Below are 18,265 nucleotides of genomic sequence, written 5' to 3'. Positions count from 1 at the left end.
GACATACTTGAATAGCCGATAAGTTTCGGGAACACTGCGAACGTCGCTCGCGCCGACGATCCGATATGGCACTCGAATCGTGGGGACGCCGGAGTCTCGCGCTGGGAGCCGTCGTCGTCGCCGGCCTGGGCTACGCACGGTACCGCAGACGTCGCGGATCGGCAGCGAGCGACTCGAGGTACATCACCGAACGTCACGCGAGCGCGTTTCTCGTCCGCCGATCCGTCGACGGGGATCGGCTCGAGTCGGTTCGCGAAGCCGTCTCGGAACTCTGTGCCGACCCCGACGATCCCGGACCACTGCTCGGCCTCGAGGGTGCGACCACGGCCTCGCTGATTCTCGACGCGGGCGACGATCCCGAGCTGCTCTGGTACGTCGAGGTGCCCCGCTCCGCGACGGCCGACTGGAAGGATCCGGAATCGCGGGTCGAGGCAGCGTTTCCACTCGAGCACGACGCACTCGCCGCCGCGGAGGCTCTCGTCGATCGGGAGCTGCTGGTCCACGCGGTTAACCCGCACCGACCCCGCACTGCAACGGGAGCCGACGACGGCCCCCTCGTCGTCAGCGGTGCGGGGCTCGATGACGGCGTCGACGTCGACCTCGTCCAGTTGCACCTGAAGCCGGGGCTGGCCGAGCGCCTCGCGGACCGGTTCGCCGGCCTCTCGCGGCGCGTCACAGCCGGCGAGCTCGAACTCGGCCCCGTCGAGCGCTGGAGCGGGGCGATGCTCGAGGCCGAGAACATGTACACCGAGTCGATCGTTCTCGAGCGCCGGCCCGACGGCTACGTCCTCTGTGGCTATATGGAAACCGAGGCGATGGGCGGTGTGTACGACGCCTACTACGACACCTGGAACCCCGTCGCTCGACTGTCGGAGCTGGTGTTCGGGCGCGTGCTCGAGGAGCCGGCCCAGATCCTCGAGTACCCGCTCGGGACCGGGCTCGAGGTGCTCGCACACGCGGTCGATCCGAACCGGCCGCGTCTACCCGGGGAGTGTTGATGGGGTATCGAGAGCTGACGGTGCTCGCTGCGGTTCCACATCAGGCGTTCAGCCGCCAGATTTCGAAGTTGAGCACGGCGGCGAACGTAATCCAGGCGAGGTAGGGAACGAGCAACGCGGCGGCGCGGCGATCGACCCGCCGGAAGGCGACGATGGTCGCGACCACGAGCACCCAGAGAGTGACGATGATGCCGAACGCGACGAGCAGTCGCTCGAGCGAGAAGAACGCGGGCGTCCAGGAGACGTTGACCGCCATCTGGACGACGAACAGGCCGAGCGCGAGCCGTCGTCCGTCGCTGTCGCTGCGCCAGACGAGCCAGAGCGCGACGCCGAGCAGGGTAAACAGCAGCGTCCAGACGATCGAGAAGGCGATGCCGGGCGGGTAGAACCACGGCTTGTCGAGTGCCTGAAACCAGGCCGTGTCCGACGACGAGATCAGGGCGGGCGCGCTGCCGACGGCGTTGACCAGGACGACGAACCCGATCGCCGTGAGGATCGATCGGGGGTCCGGCAGACTGAGAGTGTCCCTCGAGGTTTCCATACGTCCTCGACGACGCGGGGACGCTTGGAAGCTGGCGTTGCATCGCGCGGGAAACGAGTCGTCCGTCCGACTGTCGAGAGCAGCTCCGACCCCCCGCTTCACTTTCACCCCGATACGCGAACCCTTATTCGCAGCGAGGATGAACGCCCGGCAATGGCAGCGACGGACGAGGACGGCGGCCAGCCGACGATCGACCACCCCCTGCTCGAGCCGAACTTTCTCGAGCGCCGGCTCTACCAGCTCAAACTCGCGGGGACGGCCGCGAACCACCACACGCTCGTCTGTCTCCCGACGGGACTGGGGAAGACGACAGTGAGCCTGCTGGTGACCGCCCGCAGGCTCGAGGAGGTCGGCGGCACGTCGCTGATGCTCGCCCCCACCAAGCCCCTCGTCCAGCAACACGCCGAGTTCTACCGCGAGGCGCTCCAGATACCGGACGACGAGATCGTCGTCTTCACTGGCGACGTCAGCCCCGACGACCGAGCGGCCCTGTGGAAGGAAGCGACGGTCGTGATGGCCACCCCCCAGGTGATCGAAAACGATCTGGTCGGTAGCCGAATTTCGCTCGCCGACGTCACCCACTGCACGTTCGACGAGTGCCACCGCGCTACCGGCGACTACGCGTACAACTACATCGCCGAGCGCTACCACGCCGACGCCGACAGTCCGCTCGTAACCGGAATGAGCGCCTCACCGGGCGGCGACGAGGAGGCCATCCTCGAGGTCTGCGAGAACCTCGGCCTCCAGGAGGTGGAGGTGATGACCGAAGAGGACGCCGACGTTGCCGAGTTCACCCACGACACCGACGTCGAGTGGGAGCGTATCGACCTCCCTGACGAGGTGCTCGAGATCCGCGACGCGTTGAACGAGGTGATCAAAGACCGCCTCGAGAAACTGAAGGAACTGGGCGTCGCCTCCTCGACCCAGCCCGACCAGTCCCAGAAGGATCTCAACCGAATGCGCGCGGAACTCCAGAAGCTCATCAACAACGACCAGTCGGAGGGGTTCGAGGGGATGTCCGTCCACGCGGAGGTGATGAAGCTCCGGCAGGCCGTCACCCTCGTCGAAACCCAGAGCGTCGAGGCGCTGCGGCGGTACTTCGACCGCCAGCGCAACCAGGCTCGCTCCTCGGGAGCCTCGAAGGCCAGCCAGCGGATGGTCTCCGACCCCCGGGTCCGAGAGTCGATACGGAAGGCCGAGCGCTTCGACCAGCTCCACCCCAAGTACCGGAAGACGCGGATGCTGCTCGCCGAAACGCTGGGACTCGAGGGCGGCGACCGAGTGATCGTCTTCACCGAATCGCGTGACACCGCGGAGGCGCTGACCGACTTTCTGAACGAGAGCTTCGACGCGAAGCGGTTCGTCGGCCAGGGCGACCGCGAGGGGAGCGACGGGATGACCCAGACAGAACAACAGGAGGTCCTCGACGCCTTCCGGGGCGGCGAGTTCGAGGTGCTCGTCTCGACATCGGTCGCCGAGGAGGGACTGGACGTCCCCGAAGTCGACCTTGTCCTCTTTTACGAGCCCGTCCCGACCGCGATCCGGTCGATCCAGCGCAAGGGCCGCACTGGACGCCAGTCGGAGGGACGGGTCGTCGTCCTGCTGGCCGAGGACACCCGCGACGAGGCCTACTTCTGGATCTCGAAGCGCCGCGAGAAGGAGATGGAGTCCGAACTCCGGGAGCTGAAGGGGATGGCCGACGATCTCGAGGAGGAGCTCGACGAGGCCCAGCAGTCCCTGGCCGCGTTCGAGAGCGGAGCGAAAGTGAACGGCGAAGGCGAAAAACCGCAGGAAGAGAGTCGATCTTCCAGCGGAAACGGGGGGGTTGCCGATCGACCGGGGCTGCAGGAGTTCGCCGAGGAGAGCTCGGACTCGAGTAGTGGTGGCGACGGCTCGGACAGCACCGATTCAGTCACGGAAGGAAGCGTCGAGACCCACGAACCCCACGCCGAGGGCGATACGGTCGAGGTCGTCGCCGACCAGCGCGAGATGGACGCCAACATCGCCCGGGAGCTCTCGAGACGCGAGGAGTACGAGATCCGCCTCGAGACCCTCGAAGTCGGCGACTACGTGCTGTCGGACCGGGTCGCCGTCGAGCGCAAGTCCGTCGCGGACTTCGTCGACTCGCTGGTCGGTGGCGACCGCTCGGTGTTCGAGCAGGTCGGCGCGATGGGGCGCCACTACGCCCGACCGATCGTGATCGTCGAGGGCGAGGGGCTGTACGAACAGCGGGACGTCCACCCGAACGCCGTCCGTGGCGCGCTCTCGAGTCTGGCCGTCGACTTCGGCGCGAGCGTCCTCCGGACCGAGAGCGAGGCCGACACGACCGAGCTGCTTGCGGTAATCGCCGGCCGCGAACAGGAGACTTCCAACCGAGAGGTGTCGGTCCACGGCGAAAAGCAGGCGAAGACGATGGCCGAACAGCAGGAGTACGTCGTCTCCTCGATCGCCGAAATCGGCCCCGTCACCGCTCGAGCGCTGCTCGAGGAGTTCGGCACCGTCGAGGCGGTGATGATCGCGACCGAGGACGAACTGATGGAAGCCGACGGCGTCGGCCGGGTGACTGCCGAGCGGATCCGCGACGTGATCGGCAGCGAGTATACGGGGTGACGGAGGCGAACGCCACTAAACCGATCGAACGCAACGATCGATCCTCACGAACGGAACATATATACTGGTTGCGTATCGATTATCGTGTAGAATGGCCGCCTCGCTCCCTCCACGGTGGGGGCGCGGGAACCCCGCGCTCTCGATCCGAAGCCGGGCGGCCAGCCAAGGGTGCCAATGATGGGCGACGACTCGCACGGCGAGTACAGTCACGAGACCAGACGATCCCCCGAGCGCAACACGGGGAGAGACCGACCGACCGCGGCGCGGGCGAGCGATGAGTAACGGCGCGCTCGACCCCCGCTCGCTTTCGGCTCGAGTCCGGCGAGGCGTCGCCGACCGGGTCCGGATCGACACGCGAACGCTCGCGGTCTTTCGGGTAGTCGTCGGACTGCTGATCGTCGCCGACCTGCTGCTCCGGAGCCGAAACTTTTCGTTTTACTACACGAACGACGGCGCCGTCCCCCAGTCGCTGGCCCAGGCGATGAGTTCCGAGGGGGCGATTTCGATCTACCACTACACGACCGATCCGGCCGTTATCGCCGGTCTGTTCGTGCTCCAGGGGTTGATCGCCGTCCAGCTCATCGTCGGCTACAAGACCCGGATCGCCACGATCCTCTCGTTTCTGCTCGTGGTCTCGCTCGACCATCACAACCCGCTGGTGTTGAGCTACGCCGACACGCTGTTCCGGCTCCTGTTGTTCTGGGCGATCTTCCTGCCCCTCGGCGAGCGGTGGTCGATCGACGCCGTCCACGCCGACCGGGAGCCCCGGGCGGGGATCGCCAGCGTCGCGTCGGCGCTGATCCTCGCTCAGATGGTCGTCATGTACTTCGTCAACGGCTACCACAAGGCCCAGGACGAGCTCTGGACGAGCGGCGAGGCGACGCCGCTGATCATGGGCCTCCACGACACGACGTTCTTCCTCGCACCCTACCTTCGAGAGTTCCAGACGTTGCTCCAGATCGGCGGACTGACGTGGTTCTACATGCTGATTTTCTCCTGGCTGCTGTTCGTGCTACGCGGCCGCCTTCGGATGGCCCTCGTCGGGATGTTCGTGGCCTCACACGCCTCGTTCATCATTACGGTGCGGATCGGCGCGTTCCCCTACGTCGCGATCGCCGGCGTCATGCTGTTCCTTCAGGCGCAGTTCTGGGACTGTCTCTTATACACATCTCTGATGGNCCCTCGCGCCATCAGAGATGTGTATAAGAGACAGGAGCTGGGCTACAACGCGGCGCTCGGGATCGTCGTGCTATCGATCGTGCTGTTCGTAGCCCTCTCTACGGTTCCGCTCGGCGGCCTCGCCGACGAGGAGACCGTCGTCGAGGAACAGATCGAGGACCGCGCCCAGCAGCTGAGCATCGACCAGCCTGAGTGGAGCGTCTTCGCGCCGACGCCGCGGACGACCGACAGCTACTACGTCTTCCCGGCACAGACCGCCGACGGCGAGGTGGTCGACGCCTACAACGGCCAGGCGTCGGTCTCCTACGACCGACCCTACGAGGGAAGCCAGCTCCAGGAGCAGTACGGCTCCTACCGTGAGCGGTTCTACATGAACAGCGTCCGGCGCGGCGGAATCCAGGGAACCAACGACGCCGACGAGTACCTGGCGGAGTACATCTGTACGAGCTGGGAGGAAGAACACGGGACGGAACTCACCCACGTCAACATGTATCAGGTGGTCGAGACCGTCACCATGGACACCGTAAGCGATCCGAGCGACCGCGACCGGGAGATCAGACCGGTCTCCGCACACGGCTGTGGCGACAACGAGCCGACGGAGATCCAACCGCCCGACTTCTAAGTAGCGAACCGTCGGGTCTGTGCGGTCTGTGTCTCCGATCGGAATGCTGAACTGCGATCGACTCCAACTCCTGCCAATGAGCGAGGAGATTCCCGACGAAGAGCCGATCGTCCTCTTCGACGGCGTCTGTAACCTCTGTGCCGGGTTCGTCCAGTTTATCGTGCCGCGGGACGACGAGGAGGTCTTTCACTTCGCGTCGCTGCAGTCCGACGTCGGCCAGCGGCTGCTGGCCGACCACGGCCTCGCCGAGGCTCACCTCGATTCGATCGTCCTGATCGAAGGTGAGGACGCCTACGTCAAGTCCGCGGCCGTTCTCCGGATCGGCGAGCGCCTCGGCGGCGTCTACGCGCTCGGGCGACCGCTGCGATACCTCCCGCGACGGCTCCGAGACTGGGGGTACGACGTCGTCGCCGCCAACCGCTATCGTGTGTTCGGCAAGAAAGACCAGTGTATGATGCCGACCGGAAACGTCCAGGAACGGTTTCTCGACTAGCGCAGCGTCTCGAGGGTCTTCCCGGCTTCCCGGGCAGCCTCGAGACACTCCCGGGCGTAGCGGGGATCGTCCGTCTCGCTTGCCTCCCGTGAGAACTTCTCGAGAGCCGCGACCAGCGAGGCGCGGGCATTCTCGAGGTCGCCGGTTCCCGACGACACTCGCGTTCGCGAGTCAGTCGTCCGTCGTGACAGTTCACCGGGGCGATGCGACTCGTCGTGGTGTCCGTCTCGCTGTGCTCGATCGGACTCCGGATCGCGAGACGGGTCGTCCTGGGACTGTGTTCTGACCTCTCCGTTGGCCGTCGAGCTCGACGGCGGCGAGGACGGGCGTGCGCTCGCGTCGCCCGCCGGGTCGGTGTCGGCGGTCTGGCCCTGGCCCGGACGCTCGGGTGCCGTCTCGGGGCCATCCTCGTCGGTCTCGGACCGCGTGCCGTCGATCTCGGGCTGGGGGCGATCCGATTCCTCGTCGGCGTCGTCCCGTGGGGCCGCGTCCTCGGCCGGCTGGGCGTCGAGATCCGTCCCCTGGACGGCATCGGGGTTGCCGTGACAGCTGGGACAGAACGTCGTCCCATCCTGTTGGAAGAGCGGGTCGCCGCAGGTGCCACAGTGGCTGTTGGTCATCGTCGCTCCCTTGAGCAGCAGGTCGCTCATCCGCTGGGTGGCCTTCCGTTCGGCCTTGTCGCGCTCGTACTTCTCGCGAAGCTTCTCGCGCTCGGCTTCCTTGTCGAAGTCGCTCATACCCGTTCGAAGGCGGCCCAGCGGCGAAAAACCTGCGGACCCTACTCCGTGCGGCGGTACATCCCTTTCGACGCTGGACGGACGTCATCGTAGCCGAAGCCCTCGTAGAAGCCGTCGACGTCCGCGATCAGGGTGACGTACGCCTTCGGGGGCGCCTCGCGCTCGAGGTAGCCCTCGAGTCGCCGGACGATCCGCGTGCCGAGTCCGCGTCCCTGGTGATCGGGATGAACCGCGATATCCGAGAGCAGGTACACCGTGCCGCCGTCACCGACGATTCGCCCCATTCCGACGGTCTCGTCCGTGGGTTCGTGGACGGCGACGGCGCCGAACAGCGAGTTCGGCAGCCCCCGCTCGATCCCCTCGAGCGAGCGGGCGGTCATCTCGGTCGCCTCGCGCAGGGCGGCGAACGTCTCGGGCTCGGGGAGTCGGTCGCGGATCACGTACGGATCGGAAGCGTCGCTCATGTCGGCGTCCAGATCCGGCGGGGAAAAAGCGGTACCGGTCAGATCCGGAGATGGGCCGGCGGATCGACGACCTCGAGCTGTTCGAGCAGTTCGAGCCGGTCCTCCTCGAGCCAGACCTCGGCAATCTCGCCGTCTTCGATCCGATACATGGCCATGCCGGTCCACTCCGCGACGTGGCCCGTCGGCTCCACGTCGCGGTACGCGCCGGTGTGAGTGCCGCCGACCGTGTACCGGACCGCGACCAGATCGCCCTCGGTGACCATCGTCTCGGTCGTCCCCGAGTAGTCCGGAAACGGCTCGAAGTGGGACTCGAGCTTCTCGAGGAGTTCGTCGACGCCGTGGAGTTCGTCGTGAATGCCGTGCTCGACCACGTCCTCTGCGAGGAGTTCCGAGAGGGCCTCCCGATCCCGGTCGTTGAACGCGGCCAGATACTGCCGAACGAGTTCCGTGTTGGATTCGGTCTGGGTTGCCATGTGCTCACCTCGTGATCGCTCCGGGCGGTCGGTCGCTTCCGCCGCTCCCGGAGCGTCGGTTGTAGCGTCGACGTTTCGAGTGTTATTTGTTATCGTGTGTCATAGTGACAGTCCGGACGGCGTGACTCGACGCGAAGCTCAGTTCGAAACCGCGGCTTCGACGGCGTCGACCGCGGCCTCGGGCGTCTCGACGGCGTCGACGCCGGGCAGGTCGTGGGTCTCGAGACCGACGACGGGACGATCGTAGACGCCGGCGAACCCGATCTCCGAAAGGGTGCCGTGGCTCCCCGCGAGCGCGATCACCGCCTCGCCGTTCAGCGGGACGAGCGCGTTCCTGGCGTGGCCGAGCCCGGTCGCGATCGGGACATCGACGTACTCGTTCGCATCCTCCGGTCGCTCCGTCGGGAGGATGCCGACCGTCGTCCCACCCTCCGCTTTGACGCCCCGACAGACCGCCTCCATCGTGCCGCCGAGCCCGCCACAGACGACCGTATGTCCCCGTTGCCCGAGCTCCCGGCCGACGGCCTCGACTCGAGCGGTCGCCTCCTCCGTGATCCGTCCGCCGCCGATGACGCTGACGCGCATGCTCGAGGAGGCGACGGCGAGCGGGAAGACCGGTTCGGTCCCGGACTACCCCGCCGGGCGCCGGGATCGAGCGAGGAGGGTTGCAGCGAGGACGAGCCCGCCGGTCGGAAGCGCCGCGAGCGCGACGAACAGGAGGGCCGTGCCGCCGTAGGTGATCGCGATTCCGGCGATCGACGCGCCCGCGGCACCGATCCCGAACACACCGAGGTAGGTGTAACCGAACGATAGCCCCTGGACGTCAGCGGCGACGTACTCGCCGATCAGCGCCTGGTGGATCGGGGCTTCCATGAAGACGAAGAAACCGAGCAGCGCACAGATCGCGACCGTCGCGAACAGGCCGAACGACGTGACGACGGGAAACGACAGGGAGACGACGATCAGCGCGATGAAGACGGCCACGATCGTTCGCTCGGGCGAACGGCTGTCGCTCAGGCGGCCACCGGCGTACTGGCCCGCAGCACCGACGAGCAACAGGCCGGCGTAGGCGTACTGGCTCGGCTCGAACGTCTCACCGGCGATCTCGACGGGTTCGAACACCGGCAGCCCCGCCAGGACATCGGGGAGGAACGTGAACAATCCGCGATAGTACGTTCCAGCGAGAACGGCGATGGCGAAGACGAGCAGGAAGCTGCCGACGAACAGCACCCGCGACTGCGCGACGATCCTCGAGAGGCCGTCGGCGTCGGTCGCCGTCGACTCGTCGGGATCGGTCGCCGTCCGCTCGACGAACTCGAGCCGGCCTGCGACGAGAATCGCGAGAGCGGCGGGGACGGCGAACAGTCCGGCGACGAGCCGCCAGTCGAGAAACGTAAGCAAGAGTGCGGCGACCAGCGGGCCGACGGCGGTGCCGACGTTACCGGCGACGCCGTGGTAGGCGAGGACGGTTCCCTGGCGCTCCGAACCGCGGGTGATCAGCGACAGTCCCGCTGGGTGGTACAGGCTGGCTGCGGCGCCCCAGAGCACGAGCGCGACCGCGAGCAGCGGGAGCGACGGCGCGAGCGCGATCAGGACGAACCCCCCGCCCATTCCGGCCATCGAGAGGACCACGAGCCGCTTCGAGCCGTAGGAGTCCGCGAGCGCGCCGCTGGGGAGCGCTCCGAGTCCGATGAGCGCGTAGCCGACGGCGACCACCGTCCCGAGGACGGCCGCGGAGACGTCGAACGCCTCGAGCCAGACGACGACGAACAGCGGGATCGTCAGCTCGTAGAGGTGGAACGTCGCGTGCCCGAGCATGGTAAAGCGGGCGATCCGGCGATCGTTCCGATCCATGAGATCGATAGCTCGGGCGAGGGATGATAGCGATTGTGAAAGTACTCGGATTCTATCTTCCCGTTCGACGGTCGAGCCCGACGTCGTATTCGACGATTGACGTATAATCCATCGTCAGTCTCGGGTGAGCGTGGACGATCCGACGGATTTAACGCCTGGGATGGTGCAGTTTCACGTGGTATGACGAAAGTTAGCGTAGTCGGCGCGGCCGGCACGGTCGGGGCCGCCGCAGGCTACAACATCGCGCTCCGAGACATCGCGGACGAACTCGTCTTCGTCGACATCCCGGATCAGGAGGAGACGACGATCGGCCAGGCCGCCGACACGAACCACGGCGTCGCCTACGATTCGAACACGACGATCCGACAGGGCGGGTACGAGGACACCGCCGGTTCGGACGTCGTCGTCATCACGGCCGGAATTCCGCGCCAGCCGGGCCAGACCCGGATCGACCTCGCGGGCGACAACGCACCGATCATGGAGGACATCGGCTCCTCGCTGGCCGAGCACAACGACGACTTCGTCACCGTCACCACCTCGAACCCCGTCGACCTGCTCAACCGCCACCTGTACGAGGCCGGCGACCGAGCGCGCGAGCAGGTGATCGGCTTCGGCGGTCGGCTCGACTCCGCTCGCTTTCGCTACGTGATCGCCCAGCGCTTCGACGTCCCCGTCCAAAACGTCGAGGCGACGATCCTCGGCGAACACGGCGACGCCCAGGTTCCCGCCTTCTCGAAGGTCCGCGTCGACGGGAGGGACCTCGAGTTCACCGACGACGAGAAAGAGGAGCTGCTCGAGGAACTCCAGACCTCGGCGATGAACGTCATTGAGAAGAAAGGCGCCACCCAGTGGGGCCCCGCGACGGGCGTCGGTCACACCGTCGAGGCCATCCTCCGCGATACGGGCGAGGTGCTGCCCTGCAGCGTCGTCCTCGAGGGCGAGTACGGCCACGAGAACACCGCCTTCGGCGTTCCCGCGAAGCTCGGCGCCGACGGCGTCAAGGAGATCGTCGAGTGGGACCTGACGGAGTTCGAGCGCAACCAGCTCGGCGAGGCCGCCGAGAAGCTCTCGGATCAGTACGACAAGATCGCGTAGTCGGTTCGCCTCGAACTGCAACTCGACCGTTTTTGCACGAACATCCAACCGAAACGATCAGCTGGCCGTTCGGAGTATCGCTGCGCGTGACAGCGTACGACGCCCTGCTCTTCGACAGCGACGGCGTACTCGTCGAACGCACGTCGACACCTACTACGGCCGCGAGATGACCGTCGAGAGCTTTCGACTGAAGAAGCCGAACGCACACTACCTCGAGCGCGCACTTGAGGATCTGGCGGCGTCACTGGAGTCGGCACTGTACGTCGGGGACAGCGAGACCGATATCGTCGCGGCCGAACGGGCCGTCCTCGAGTCGACGTTCGTTCGCCGGTCGCACTGTTAGCACATCGACCTCGATGTCACGCCGACCTACGAGATCGAGGACCTGCACGGGCTGAGGCGCTGGTCCTCGAGTAACGGATCGGAGAGCCATCACCGCTTTCGGACTCGCATCTCGACTGGACCGGAATCGAGCGATATCTTCGGCGTGGGATCGATCGACTCAGTCACTCGCTCGAGGTCGACACGTCGAACCATCGTCGCCAGCGAGAGCTGGAGTTCGGTCATCGCGAACCGCATTCCGATGCAGTGGCGCGAGCCACCGCCGAAGGGGAAGAAGGCGTACTCGGGTCGGTCGTCGGGGTCAGCGAGGACGGATCGCTCGTCTCCCTCCGCATCCTCGCCGTCCGCCACCCATCGACCCGGCCAGAACGCGTCTGGGTCCGCCCACCATCGCTCGTCGCGGTGAATGCCGTACATGTTCAACTGGACCGTCGTTCCGGGTCCGATCCGGTAGCCGGCGAGGACGGTCTCCTCGTGGGGCTCGCGCTGGAGGAACGGCAGCGACGGGTAGAGACGCATCGCCTCCCGGCCGACCGCCTCGGTGACCGCCAGATCAGAGAGGTCCGCGAACGTCGGATCCCGGTCGCCACAGACAGCGTCGACCTCCCGCTCGAGTCGCGACCAAACGTCCTCGGTGCCGGCCAGCAGCCAGCAAGCGTAGGTCAGCGCGGTCGCCGTCGTCTCGTGGCCGGCCAGCAGGAACAGCTGGAGCTGGTCGGTGATCTCCTCGACCGTCGGCCTCGAGCCGTCAGGGTACTCACCGGTCGCGAGTAGCGAGAGCAGGTCGTCGCCGTCCGCCTCGGACCCGCGACGTTCGGCCACCAGCTCTTCGACGAGGGCCTCGACGTCGGCCGTTGCACGCCGGTACTCGCGTTCGGCCCGGCTCGGAATCCACGTCGGGAGCACGGCGCGGGCGCCGAAGAACTCGCTGTCGCTGTACGCACCCATGGCGTGCACCCAGCGTCGCACGCGATCGGCGCGTCCATCTCCGAGCTCGAGATCGAACAGTGACCGCGTCAGCGCTCGCAGCGTCAGGGTCGACATCGCCTCCCGAATGTCGACGACCTCACCGTCCGACCAGTTCTCGACCAGACGGACGGCCTCCACGACCATATCGTCGGCGTAGCTCCGGATTCGAGCCGGCGTGAAGGCGTTCTGGAGGAGCAGGCGCTGGCGGCGCCAGCGTTCGCCCTCCGCGAAGAACAACCCCTCGACGTCGAGCAGGTCGCCGAACTCGTGCTCGAACTCGCCGCGCCAGAACTCGTCGTCGCGGGCGACGACCACCTCCTCGACGAGTCCGGGGTCCGAGACGACCACGAACTCGCGGCCAAAGGCCTCGTACCGGGCGACGTCGCCGTACTCGCGCATCGAGGAGAGGAACTCGAGCGGCTTTCGGGCGAACGCGAGAGTGCTGTCGACCAGCGGAAGCCCGCGCGGGCCAGGCGGTGGCGTTCCGATCGGTGCTCGCGTCGGTCCGGTGTTGCCGTCCGCGTCGGCAGCCGACTGTTTACGGTCGTTCGCAGTCGTTCGCGGCTCGCTCATACCCTTCCTTCGGACCGAACGACTGTCCGTACTCTCGCGAAGCACTGAACTTCTTTATACGGTCTCGTCGAACGACCGGTATGCAGTCGGCAGATCTCACGCTCCGGCTTCCGTCGTCGATGCAACTGCCGGCGCCCGAGGCGCCACTCGAGTCGTTCCGGCGGGAGGAAGTGCTCTCCTGGGAAGTCGATCCTGACTCCGAAACCGTGCGCTTTCTCTCGCTGGTCGTCGGCGACCCCGGCGCACTCGGGGATCTGGCCGAGGATCTCGAGTCGGTCCACCGGTACGACATCACGTCGATCGATGCGGACACGTTCTATGGCTACGTCGAGATGGACCTACGAGCGGCCGACGCTACCCTGCTGGGAACGTTCGACGTTCCCGGGCTGGTGGTCGTGCCACCGATGGTCTACACCGGTCGGGAGAACGTCCACGTTACCGTCCTCGGAGAGCCCGAAGCCATGTCAGGGCTGCTCGAGCGTGCCCCCGACGACGTCGACGTCGAAGTCACGCGTGTGGGCGAGCACCAGCGCCGCTCGGAGACGCTAGCCGGTCGGCTCACGGCCAGACAGTTCGAAGCGCTCGAGGTCGCCCGCGACGCGGGCTACTACGAAATCCCCCGGAGCGGCGAACTGGCGACGGTAGCCGAGGAGCTCGAGTGTTCCGAGAGCGCGGCGTCGACGCTACTGCGGTCGGCGGAGGGGGAGCTGGTCGATGCGGCGTTACGGCGGTAGAGAAGCGGTCGGCTACGGAATCAGCTGTTCGCCGTCGTCGTCGTAGATCGTGATCGCGTCGACGGGACAGGTCCGGGCCGCGAACTTCGCGTCGAGTTCGGCCTCCTCGGGCACCTCGCGGACGAAGAGTCCGTCCTCGACCTCCTCGCTGTCCTCGAGGATCGCCTTCCCCGCCGACTTGTCCTTCTCGAAGGCGTCCCACTCGGCGACACACTGGTACATCCCGATACAGGTCTCCTCGTCGAACTCGACTTTCATGCGCGAGGGTTGGACCGATCGTCGTAAATCGTTAGCGGTCGTGGCGACCGAACGTCGGACACCCGACCGTTTCCGTTGCTCAGCGACGAGATGTGATCGGCGAGCTTTGTGGGCGCCCGATATATTTCGCTCGGTGACTGTCCCGATCGAACGGGACACGGCTTATGCCGTCGAGGATCTAAATAAATGAACGATCATGAAAGACCGTCTCGAGGATCTCTCCGCGCTCGCGGATGCCGTGTCCGAGCACGACGTCGACGAGCTCCTCGGACTCCTCTCGGCGCGGGAGGTCCGCATCACGCTTGCGTACCTGTACGATCACCCCAACGCGACGGTGGACGAACTCGCCGCGGCTATCACCGGTGCCGCTGCAGCCGAGAGCGGACGGATCGGCGGCGAGTCGGAGTACGAGCGAGCGCACGTCTACCTCCACCACTCGGTTCTCCCTCGGCTCCAGGACCACGGGCTAATCGAGTTCGACCCGGTCGACGGAACGGTCGAGGAGGTCGACGTGCCACCGGCCGTCTACGACTTCCTCGGAGTCGGCGAATGAGCCTCGAGACGCTCGGCGAGGCGCTCGAGCGCGCCGAAGCCGAACGGAAGCGACTCGAGGTACACGCGAGCGATAGCGACGTCGCGGTCGACCTACAGCGCCAGTTTACGAGCCGGAACGTCGCGGTCGAGTACCGTCGAGCCGCGGCGTTCCAGGACGGGTTCGTGGTGATCCGCGATTCCGACGACGAGTTCCGAGGCGCGCTGGGTCTCGAAGGGTTCGACGCGATCCTCTCGCCGGAGATCCACCCGCCCTGGACGCTCGAGGAGACCGACGTCGACCTCGGCGAGCTGCTCGACTTTCTGGAGGGAACGCCGTTCGCCTCGGCCGACCGGCGACAGCTGCTCGCGGTCTCGCGGGAGATCGAGGAGCGAGCGTGGCGGGTCGCCGACGGTACCCTGTACGCCGGCTTCCAGCGCGAGGCGGCGTTCGCCGACCAGCTCGAGGTGTACGAGCGACTGGCGACCCGCGGAACGCTTTCCGTGACGGCGTTTCTCGACGACGCGTGGGACGCACCGCTCGAAGGGCCGTCGGTGGTCTCCGCGTCCGGCGAGATCGGACGGTTCTGGTTCGTCGCCTTCGAGGCCGCCGACACCGACCGCCAGAGCTGTGCGCTGGTCGCCGAGGAGCGCCAGCCCGGGAAGTACGACGGCGTCTGGACGTACGATCCCGCGTTCGTCGGCGAACTGATCGAGCATCTCGAGCGTAGCTACGGCGTCTCGGGTGCGTAGACGCCGAACGGCAGCCTACCCGTTCGGTCGGTCGAGCAGGCACCGAACTGGCCGAGACGACAGTTTAAACCGGAGCACGCGCCAACTGCGGGTAATGAACATCGAGGAGCTGTCGGGGCTGCCGCCCGGCGCGCTCGAGCACTTCCGAAGCGAGGGGATCGAGGATCTCTACCCGCCCCAGGCCGAGGCCGTCGACGCCGGCGCGACCGAGGGCGAGAACCTCGTCGCGGCGGTCCCCACGGCGAGCGGCAAGACGATGATCGCCGCGCTGTCGATGCTGTCGGCGATCGAGCGCGGCGGGAAGGCCCTCTATATCGTTCCGCTACGGGCGCTGGCCAGCGAGAAGCGCGAGGAGTTCGCGGCCTACGAATCGTTCGGCGTCGACGTCGGCGTGACGACTGGTAACTACGAGTCGACCAGCGACTGGCTCGCCTCGAAAGACATCGTCGTCGCCACCAGCGAGAAGGTCGACTCGCTCGTGCGCAACGGCGCGAGCTGGCTCTCCGAGCTGACCTGCGTCGTCAGCGACGAGGTCCACCTCATCGACGACCGGAATCGGGGACCGACGCTCGAGGTCACCCTCGCGAAGCTGCGCCGGCTCAATCCCGACCTCCAGACGGTCGCGCTGTCGGCCACGGTCGGTAACGCCGACGAAATCGCGGCGTGGCTCGACGCCGAACTCGTCGACACCGACTGGCGCCCGATCGACCTGCAGATGGGCGTCCACTACGGCAACGCCCTGAACTTCGACGACGGCTCGACTCGCGAGGTGCCCGTCGAGGGAAGCGAAAAGCAGGAGGCCGCGCTCGTCCGCGACATCGTTCAAGAAGGAGGTTCGTCACTCGTGTTCGTCAACTCGCGGCGCAACGCCGAGGCCGCAGCCCGCAGGCTCGGGCAAGTAACGAGCCGGGAGCTGACCGACGGCGAGCGCGACGAGCTGGCGGAGCTGGCCGACGAGATCCGCGAGGACAGCGACACCGAGACCAGCACGGACCTCGCCGACTGCGTCGAACGCGGCTCGGCGTTTCACCACGCGGGGCTCTCGAGCACGCAGCGCTCGCTCGTCGAGGACGCCTTCCGCGAGCGGCTGTTGAAGGTAATCTCGGCGACGCCCACTCTCGCTGCGGGGGTGAACACACCCGCCCGCCGGGTCATCGTCCGCGACTGGCGGCGGTTCGACCCGACCGCGGGCGGGATGGCCCCGCTCGACGTCCTCGAGGTCCACCAGATGATGGGCCGCGCTGGACGACCGGGGCTCGACCCCTACGGGGAGGCCGTATTGCTCGCCAAGAGCCACGACGAGAGCGAGGAGCTGTTCGACCGCTACATCTGGGCCGAGCCCGAGCCCGTCCGGTCGAAGCTCGCAGCCGAGCCCGCCCTGCGGACCCACGTGCTGGCCACGATCGCCTCCGGATTCGCCCGCACGCGGGAGGGGTTGCTCGAGTTCCTCGAGGCAACGCTGTACGCGAGCCAGTCGACGGAGTCAGGTCGGCTCGAGACCGTGACGGATAGCGTACTCGACTACCTCGAGCGCAACGATTTCATCGAACGCGACCGCGGAGATGGAAGCGACGACGCCGGCGCGTTCACGACCGCAGCCGACCTCGCAGACGGCGGCGGACGGAGCGAGGATCTCGAGGCCACCAGCCTCGGTCACACCGTCTCGCGGCTCTACCTCGACCCCATGAGCGCCGCAACGATCGTTCACGGGCTCGAGCGCGCCGACGACCGCCCCACCGCACTGGGGCTCTACCAGCTCGTTTCCAGAACGCCGGATATGTACGAGCTCTACCTCCGTTCGGGCGAGGACGAGAAGTTCGGCGAACTCTACTACGAACGTGAGGCCGAACTGCTTGGCGATCGGCCGAGCGAGTTCGAGGAGGACCGCTTCGAGGACTGGCTCGCCGCGCTGAAGACGGGGAAACTGCTCGAGGACTGGGCCGAGGAAGAGGACGAGGAACGAATCACCGAACGGTACAAGATCGGCCCCGGCGACCTGCGCGGGAAGGTCGACACCGCCGAGTGGCTGCTCGGCGCGGCCGAGTCGTTGGCGAGCGAGATCGACAGCGAGTGGACCGTCGCCGTCCGCGAGGCCCGCGCTCGCGTTGAACACGGCGTCGGCGAGGAACTGCTCGAGCTGGTCTCGGTCCGCGGCGTCGGCCGGAAACGCGCCCGAGACCTGTACGAGGTCGGCATCGAGGAGCCCGCCGATCTCCGCAGCGCAGAGAAGTCGGTCGTCCTCGGAGCGCTCAAGGGCGAGAAGACCGCCGAGAACGTCCTCGAGAACGCCGGCCGCGAGGATCCCTCGATGGACGGCGTCGACGCCGACGCGTCGGCCGCGGCGACGGGCTCAAGCGACGGCGACGGCAGCAGTACCGAGACGGGGGCGACCGCGACGACCGACGACGAGGAGAGCCAGTCCAGCCTGGGTGATTTCTGATGGAGCTGCTCGAGTGCACCCTCGCGATCGACGACCTCGATTCGTTCGTCGCCGACCTCGGCGCAATCGGCGAAACGCACGGGACGACCCTGCAGGCGTTCGATGCCCGTTACGTCGCCGGGCCTCGCCACCTCGAGCGAGCTGTCGAACTGGCCGACCGGTCGATCGAGCGCGGCGAGAACGTCGCCCGCGATCGGGCCGTCGAGATCCTGCTGTACGCCGCGGGACGCCGCCAGATCGACCGCGCGCTGGAGATGGGCGTCGGCGAGGGCGAGAACCGGGCCGTCGTCCTCGCGGACGGGGGCGACGAGGCCGCAGCGCTCGAGGACGTCCGGAAGCTCGCGGCGTTCGCCGGGACGGCGTCGACCCTCGAGGCGCCAGACGGGGAGACGCTTCAGGAGTTCTTCGAAATCCCGGATCGCGAACGCGCGGTGACCGGCGCCACGCTTGGCGCGCTGGTCCGCGAGCGCGTGGCGTTGCTCGAGGTCGAGAAGTAGGCCTCGTCCGGTCGCGCTCGATCGTGTCTCGAATCCGACCGAAACTCGGAGTCAGTGCGAATAGTTTTCCTATTCATTCAGAAAGAATATATGAATTTCATT

At 66.8% G+C, this 18,265-nt stretch carries 18 protein-coding genes and 1 pseudogene; 11 read left to right on the top strand and 8 right to left on the bottom strand.

Annotation, left to right across the window (positions count from 1 at the left end; translation table 11 throughout):
* The first annotated feature begins 65 nt into the window (after positions 1 to 65).
* Positions 66 to 998: an Ntn hydrolase family protein gene (locus C491_RS07300; RefSeq protein WP_005554904.1), complete on the top strand. Its 933-nt coding sequence runs from the start codon at positions 66 to 68 to the stop codon at positions 996 to 998.
* A gap of 40 nt (positions 999 to 1,038) precedes the next feature.
* Here C491_RS07300 and C491_RS07295 read toward each other — a convergent pair whose 3' ends face one another.
* Positions 1,039 to 1,539, bottom strand: coding sequence for a TspO/MBR family protein (locus C491_RS07295; RefSeq protein ID WP_005554903.1), 501 nt, complete (start codon positions 1,537 to 1,539; stop codon positions 1,039 to 1,041).
* Positions 1,540 to 1,692: 153 nt separating this feature from the next.
* Here C491_RS07295 and C491_RS07290 point away from each other — a divergent pair, with 153 nt between their 5' ends.
* The 3 genes from C491_RS07290 to C491_RS07280 all read left to right on the top strand — a co-directional run bounded on the left by C491_RS07290 (position 1,693) and on the right by C491_RS07280 (position 6,443).
* Positions 1,693 to 4,149, top strand: a complete 2,457-nt coding sequence (locus tag C491_RS07290; RefSeq protein ID WP_005554901.1) for a DEAD/DEAH box helicase — start codon at positions 1,693 to 1,695, stop codon at positions 4,147 to 4,149.
* A gap of 274 nt (positions 4,150 to 4,423) precedes the next feature.
* Positions 4,424 to 5,950, top strand: a complete 1,527-nt coding sequence (locus tag C491_RS07285) for an HTTM domain-containing protein (RefSeq protein WP_005554900.1) — start codon at positions 4,424 to 4,426, stop codon at positions 5,948 to 5,950.
* Between the two features lie 76 nt (positions 5,951 to 6,026).
* Entirely contained in the window at positions 6,027 to 6,443 is a 417-nt protein-coding gene (locus tag C491_RS07280) for a thiol-disulfide oxidoreductase DCC family protein (RefSeq protein WP_049891584.1), read from the top strand.
* On the opposite strand, the gene C491_RS07275 is transcribed toward C491_RS07280, so the two are convergent.
* From C491_RS07275 to C491_RS07255, 5 genes are all read right to left on the bottom strand, one after another.
* The gene (locus C491_RS07275; protein ID WP_005554898.1) at positions 6,440 to 7,180 is read right to left on the bottom strand and encodes an Sjogren's syndrome/scleroderma autoantigen 1 family protein; all 741 of its coding nucleotides are present in this window, start codon (positions 7,178 to 7,180) and stop codon (positions 6,440 to 6,442) included. The genes C491_RS07280 and C491_RS07275 overlap by 4 nt on opposite strands.
* 41 nt (positions 7,181 to 7,221) lie before the next feature.
* On the bottom strand, positions 7,222 to 7,644 hold the full coding sequence (locus tag C491_RS07270; RefSeq protein WP_005554896.1) for a GNAT family N-acetyltransferase: 423 nt from the start codon (positions 7,642 to 7,644) through the stop codon (positions 7,222 to 7,224).
* Positions 7,645 to 7,682: 38 nt separating this feature from the next.
* Positions 7,683 to 8,117: an ester cyclase gene (locus C491_RS07265; RefSeq protein ID WP_005554895.1), complete on the bottom strand. Its 435-nt coding sequence runs from the start codon at positions 8,115 to 8,117 to the stop codon at positions 7,683 to 7,685.
* A 138-nt stretch (positions 8,118 to 8,255) separates the two neighbouring features.
* Positions 8,256 to 8,702, bottom strand: a complete 447-nt coding sequence (locus C491_RS07260; protein WP_005554893.1) for a TIGR00725 family protein — start codon at positions 8,700 to 8,702, stop codon at positions 8,256 to 8,258.
* 45 nt (positions 8,703 to 8,747) lie between these two features.
* Positions 8,748 to 9,971: an MFS transporter gene (locus C491_RS07255; protein ID WP_005554892.1), complete on the bottom strand. Its 1,224-nt coding sequence runs from the start codon at positions 9,969 to 9,971 to the stop codon at positions 8,748 to 8,750.
* Positions 9,972 to 10,151: 180 nt separating this feature from the next.
* Here C491_RS07255 and mdh point away from each other — a divergent pair, with 180 nt between their 5' ends.
* Both mdh and C491_RS24170 read left to right on the top strand, forming a co-directional pair.
* On the top strand, positions 10,152 to 11,066 hold the full coding sequence (mdh, locus tag C491_RS07250) for a malate dehydrogenase (RefSeq protein WP_005554890.1): 915 nt from the start codon (positions 10,152 to 10,154) through the stop codon (positions 11,064 to 11,066).
* Between the two features lie 133 nt (positions 11,067 to 11,199).
* Positions 11,200 to 11,406, top strand: a pseudogene (locus tag C491_RS24170) (HAD family hydrolase); the annotation flags it as partial.
* A gap of 92 nt (positions 11,407 to 11,498) precedes the next feature.
* Here the strand turns inward: C491_RS24170 and C491_RS07240 are convergent.
* Positions 11,499 to 12,950, bottom strand: coding sequence for a cytochrome P450 (locus C491_RS07240; RefSeq protein WP_005554885.1), 1,452 nt, complete (start codon positions 12,948 to 12,950; stop codon positions 11,499 to 11,501).
* A gap of 80 nt (positions 12,951 to 13,030) precedes the next feature.
* Here C491_RS07240 and C491_RS07235 point away from each other — a divergent pair, with 80 nt between their 5' ends.
* Positions 13,031 to 13,684, top strand: a complete 654-nt coding sequence (locus C491_RS07235) for a helix-turn-helix domain-containing protein (RefSeq protein WP_005554883.1) — start codon at positions 13,031 to 13,033, stop codon at positions 13,682 to 13,684.
* A gap of 12 nt (positions 13,685 to 13,696) precedes the next feature.
* Here the strand turns inward: C491_RS07235 and C491_RS07230 are convergent, their stop codons facing one another.
* The gene (locus C491_RS07230) at positions 13,697 to 13,942 is read right to left on the bottom strand and encodes a ferredoxin (protein ID WP_005554882.1); all 246 of its coding nucleotides are present in this window, start codon (positions 13,940 to 13,942) and stop codon (positions 13,697 to 13,699) included.
* A gap of 196 nt (positions 13,943 to 14,138) precedes the next feature.
* Here C491_RS07230 and C491_RS07225 point away from each other — a divergent pair, with 196 nt between their 5' ends.
* From C491_RS07225 to cgi121, 4 genes are all read left to right on the top strand, one after another.
* The gene (locus tag C491_RS07225) at positions 14,139 to 14,495 is read left to right on the top strand and encodes a DUF7344 domain-containing protein (protein ID WP_005554881.1); all 357 of its coding nucleotides are present in this window, start codon (positions 14,139 to 14,141) and stop codon (positions 14,493 to 14,495) included.
* Positions 14,492 to 15,226 carry a DICT sensory domain-containing protein gene (locus C491_RS07220; RefSeq protein WP_005554880.1) on the top strand — a complete coding sequence of 245 codons (735 nt, stop codon included), beginning with the start codon at positions 14,492 to 14,494 and terminating at the stop codon, positions 15,224 to 15,226. Before C491_RS07225 ends, C491_RS07220 begins: the two co-directional genes overlap by 4 nt.
* A 94-nt stretch (positions 15,227 to 15,320) precedes the next feature.
* Positions 15,321 to 17,666 carry an ATP-dependent DNA helicase gene (locus C491_RS07215; RefSeq protein WP_005554879.1) on the top strand — a complete coding sequence of 782 codons (2,346 nt, stop codon included), beginning with the start codon at positions 15,321 to 15,323 and terminating at the stop codon, positions 17,664 to 17,666.
* Positions 17,666 to 18,163 (top strand): KEOPS complex subunit Cgi121, encoded by a 498-nt coding sequence (gene cgi121, locus C491_RS07210; protein WP_005554878.1) that lies wholly within the window; start codon positions 17,666 to 17,668, stop codon positions 18,161 to 18,163. The genes C491_RS07215 and cgi121 overlap by 1 nt, the downstream gene beginning before the upstream one ends.
* Positions 18,164 to 18,265: the final 102 nt, after the last annotated feature.

The sequence above is a fragment of the Natronococcus amylolyticus DSM 10524 genome (genome assembly GCF_000337675.1).
GTDB classification, from domain to species: Archaea; Halobacteriota; Halobacteria; order Halobacteriales; family Natrialbaceae; genus Natronococcus; species Natronococcus amylolyticus.
Note: the sequence above shows the minus strand (reverse complement) of the source record. Positions and strands in the feature narration are given on the sequence as shown.

What these genes read in the sequence shown, in the direction of transcription:
- C491_RS07265 (WP_005554895.1), bottom strand. Translation starts at nt 8,117, where the DNA reads ATGGCAACCCAGACCGAATCCAACACGGAACTCGTTCGGCAGTATCTG.
- cgi121 (WP_005554878.1), top strand. Translation starts at nt 17,666, where the DNA reads ATGGAGCTGCTCGAGTGCACCCTCGCGATCGACGACCTCGATTCGTTC.
- C491_RS07215 (WP_005554879.1), top strand. Translation starts at nt 15,321, where the DNA reads ATGAACATCGAGGAGCTGTCGGGGCTGCCGCCCGGCGCGCTCGAGCAC.
- C491_RS07220 (WP_005554880.1), top strand. Translation starts at nt 14,492, where the DNA reads ATGAGCCTCGAGACGCTCGGCGAGGCGCTCGAGCGCGCCGAAGCCGAA.
- C491_RS07235 (WP_005554883.1), top strand. Translation starts at nt 13,031, where the DNA reads ATGCAGTCGGCAGATCTCACGCTCCGGCTTCCGTCGTCGATGCAACTG.
- C491_RS07230 (WP_005554882.1), bottom strand. Translation starts at nt 13,942, where the DNA reads ATGAAAGTCGAGTTCGACGAGGAGACCTGTATCGGGATGTACCAGTGT.
- mdh (WP_005554890.1), top strand. Translation starts at nt 10,152, where the DNA reads ATGACGAAAGTTAGCGTAGTCGGCGCGGCCGGCACGGTCGGGGCCGCC.
- C491_RS07225 (WP_005554881.1), top strand. Translation starts at nt 14,139, where the DNA reads ATGAAAGACCGTCTCGAGGATCTCTCCGCGCTCGCGGATGCCGTGTCC.
- C491_RS07280 (WP_049891584.1), top strand. Translation starts at nt 6,027, where the DNA reads ATGAGCGAGGAGATTCCCGACGAAGAGCCGATCGTCCTCTTCGACGGC.
- C491_RS07270 (WP_005554896.1), bottom strand. Translation starts at nt 7,644, where the DNA reads ATGAGCGACGCTTCCGATCCGTACGTGATCCGCGACCGACTCCCCGAG.
- C491_RS07275 (WP_005554898.1), bottom strand. Translation starts at nt 7,180, where the DNA reads ATGAGCGACTTCGACAAGGAAGCCGAGCGCGAGAAGCTTCGCGAGAAG.
- C491_RS07295 (WP_005554903.1), bottom strand. Translation starts at nt 1,539, where the DNA reads ATGGAAACCTCGAGGGACACTCTCAGTCTGCCGGACCCCCGATCGATC.
- C491_RS07240 (WP_005554885.1), bottom strand. Translation starts at nt 12,950, where the DNA reads ATGAGCGAGCCGCGAACGACTGCGAACGACCGTAAACAGTCGGCTGCC.
- C491_RS07300 (WP_005554904.1), top strand. Translation starts at nt 66, where the DNA reads ATGGCACTCGAATCGTGGGGACGCCGGAGTCTCGCGCTGGGAGCCGTC.
- C491_RS07260 (WP_005554893.1), bottom strand. Translation starts at nt 8,702, where the DNA reads ATGCGCGTCAGCGTCATCGGCGGCGGACGGATCACGGAGGAGGCGACC.
- C491_RS07255 (WP_005554892.1), bottom strand. Translation starts at nt 9,971, where the DNA reads ATGGATCGGAACGATCGCCGGATCGCCCGCTTTACCATGCTCGGGCAC.
- C491_RS07290 (WP_005554901.1), top strand. Translation starts at nt 1,693, where the DNA reads ATGGCAGCGACGGACGAGGACGGCGGCCAGCCGACGATCGACCACCCC.